The sequence below is a fragment of the Streptococcus parasanguinis genome, from assembly GCF_001578955.1.
GTDB classification, from domain to species: domain Bacteria; phylum Bacillota; class Bacilli; order Lactobacillales; family Streptococcaceae; genus Streptococcus; species Streptococcus parasanguinis_U.
The window spans coordinates 23,990-26,339 of the sequence record NZ_KQ969691.1 but is presented as its reverse complement, the minus strand read 5'-3'; the positions used below and the strand labels follow the sequence as shown (position 1 = coordinate 26,339).

General features: G+C 43.1%; 2 protein-coding genes. Both read left to right on the top strand.

From position 1 onward, the window contains the following. Positions 1-118 precede the first annotated feature (118 nt). On the top strand, positions 119-1,141 hold the full coding sequence (gene ilvC, locus SPADD19_RS06905) for a ketol-acid reductoisomerase (protein ID WP_003004157.1): 1,023 nt from the start codon (positions 119-121) through the stop codon (positions 1,139-1,141). A gap of 77 nt (positions 1,142-1,218) precedes the next feature. Continuing rightward, positions 1,219-2,350 (top strand): threonine ammonia-lyase IlvA (gene ilvA / locus SPADD19_RS06900; protein WP_241496527.1); only part of this gene is annotated, 1,132 nt, incomplete at its 3' end.

Sequence of the window (2,350 nt, the reverse complement as noted above, 5' to 3'; positions counted from 1 at the left end):
GGATTAAAAACATCGCTCGCACCGGTGCAACTGGATTTACTCGAGATTAATTCTCGCCTTAACATTGTTAACTCCGCCTTAAAAAGGCAAATAATAAAATAGAAAAGAGATTTTACTTATGGCAGTTCAAATGGAATACGAAAAAGACGTTAAAGTACCAGCACTTGATGGTAAAAAAATCGCCGTTATCGGTTATGGTTCACAAGGTCATGCTCACGCACAAAACTTGCGTGATTCAGGTCATGATGTCATCATCGGTGTGCGTCCTGGTAAATCATTCGATAAAGCAAAAGAAGATGGATTTGAAGCTTACCCAGTTGCAGAAGCAACTAAATTGGCTGATATCATCATGATCTTGGCACCAGACGAAATCCAAAAAGATATCTACAAAGATGAAATTGCTCCAAACTTGAGCGCTGGTAAAGCTCTTGGTTTTGCCCATGGTTTCAATATCCACTTTGGTTACATCAAAGCTCCTGAAGACGTAGATGTCTTCATGGTTGCACCAAAAGGACCAGGTCACTTGGTACGTCGTACTTACACTGAAGGATTTGGTGTACCAGCACTTTACGCTGTCTACCAAGATGCTACTGGTAACGCTAAAGACATCGCAATGGACTGGGCAAAAGGTGTTGGTTCAGCACGTGTTGGTCTTCTTTCAACAACCTTCAAAGAAGAAACAGAAGAAGATTTGTTTGGTGAACAAGCCGTTCTTATGGGTGGTTTGACAAGCTTGATCGAAGCTGGATTTGAAGTTTTGACAGAAGCTGGTTACGCACCTGAATTGGCTTACTTCGAAGTACTTCATGAAATGAAATTGATCGTTGACTTGATCTACGAAGGTGGCTTCAAGAAAATGCGTCAATCATGTTCAAATACTGCAGAATTTGGTGATTTTGTAACTGGTCCTCGTGTTATCGGTCCAGAAGTAAAAGAAAACATGAAAGCTGCCCTTGCTGATATCCAATCAGGTAAATTTGCACGTGAATTCGTTGAAGACCACGATGCTGGTTTCCCACGTTTGAAAGCCTTCCGCAAACAAGCTGAAGAACTTGAAATTGAAAAAGTTGGTGCTGAATTGCGTAAAGCAATGCCATTCGTTGGTCAAAACGACGATGACGCCTTCAAAATCTACAACTAATTGTCTGTAGAAGACTAAGCAAGTTGGGACACCCTAGCTTGCTTTTTTGATCAATACAACAGCAACAGAGGTATGAAATGATAACAGCAAAAGATGTGGCCAAGGCCCATAAAATATTAAGTGGAGTCGTTGTCAATACGCCCCTTGAATACGACCACTATTTATCTGAAAAATATGGGGCAAAGATTTATTTGAAAAAAGAAAACGCCCAACGTGTTCGTTCGTTCAAGATTCGTGGAGCGTATTTTGCAATTTCTCAACTCTCAAAAGAAGAGCGTGAGCGTGGGGTAGTGTGTGCTTCTGCGGGAAACCATGCGCAAGGGGTTGCTTATACTTGTAATGAAATGAAGATTCCAGCGACTATCTTCATGCCGATTACAACACCTCAACAAAAGATCGGCCAAGTCCGATTCTTTGGTGGGGATTATGTAACAATCAAGTTGGTGGGGGATACCTTTGATGCGTCAGCTAAGGCGGCCCAAGAATTTACTCTCGCAGAAAAGCGGACCTTTATTGACCCGTTTGACGATCCACATGTACAGGCTGGACAAGGAACAGTGGCCTATGAAATTCTTGAGGAAGCTCGAAAAGAATCGATTGCCTTTGATGCTGTCCTCGTTCCTGTTGGTGGAGGAGGCCTCATTTCAGGTGTTTCTACCTACATCAAAGAAACAGAGCCTCGGATTGAGGTCATTGGGGTAGAGGCTGAAGGAGCGCGTTCCATGAAGGCTGCTTTTGAAGCAGGTGGTCCCGTCAAATTACCAGAAATTGATAAGTTTGCAGACGGGATTGCCGTGCAAAAGGTGGGCCAATTGACTTATGAAGTAACCCGCCAGCATGTGGAAACTCTTGTTGGAGTCGATGAAGGCTTGATTTCAGAGACCTTGATTGATCTTTATTCTAAACAAGGGATCGTAGCTGAACCAGCGGGAGCTGCCAGTGTGGCATCCCTTGAAATCTTGCGCGAATACATCAAGGGGAAAACCATTTGTTGTATTATCTCAGGTGGGAATAATGACATTAACCGCATGCCTGAAATGGAAGAGAGGGCTTTGATCTACGATGGAGTAAAACACTACTTTATCGTCAACTTCCCACAACGTCCAGGGGCCCTTCGAGAATTTGTAAATGATATCTTAGGACCAAATGATGATATCACACGTTTTGAATACATCAAGCGTGCTAGTAAGGGGACTGGCCCTGTCTTGA

Coding starts and splice junctions, on each gene's coding strand:
- ilvC (WP_003004157.1), top strand. CDS start 119: ATGGCAGTTCAAATGGAATACGAAAAAGACGTTAAAGTACCAGCACTT.